This is a genomic window from Collinsella sp. AF37-9 (assembly GCF_003475115.1).
In the GTDB taxonomy this organism is placed as follows: Bacteria; Actinomycetota; Coriobacteriia; order Coriobacteriales; family Coriobacteriaceae; genus Collinsella.
Genome location: NZ_QROQ01000070.1, coordinates 1 through 335, shown reverse-complemented (window position 1 = coordinate 335; position 335 = coordinate 1). Strand labels below are relative to the sequence as shown.

1 protein-coding gene is annotated in these 335 nt (G+C 64.8%); it reads right to left on the bottom strand.

The annotated features are described in order from the left end of the window. A partial coding sequence (locus DW024_RS10330; protein ID WP_233541382.1) for a hypothetical protein occupies positions 1 to 335 on the bottom strand: 335 nt, incomplete at both ends.

The window sequence follows — 335 nt, the reverse complement described above, 5'->3', positions numbered from 1 at the left end:
AACGGGAATGCCGGGGCCGCGACAAGCAGCGCGGAGGTAAGGGGGCCCGCGAGGACGCGCCTCGTTGCGGTCGATAGGACGGCGGAGCAAACGGATATCAAGGTTCCGCCCGCAAGCAGCGCGAGAAGCAGGGCTGTGAAGACGTTTCCCGCGGTCGTGGTGGTAAGCGCGCCGTCATGGAAGAAGGCGATCGGGTACCCAATTTGCCCGAAGCCGTTTAGGGCCAAGGCGTAAATGCCCCCGGGTGCGAGGCCGACGAGGAGCATCGCGGTCCCCGCGGCGATTATCGAAAACACGATCTGGATAAGGCGCCGGAATTTGGGCACGGGCGCCTT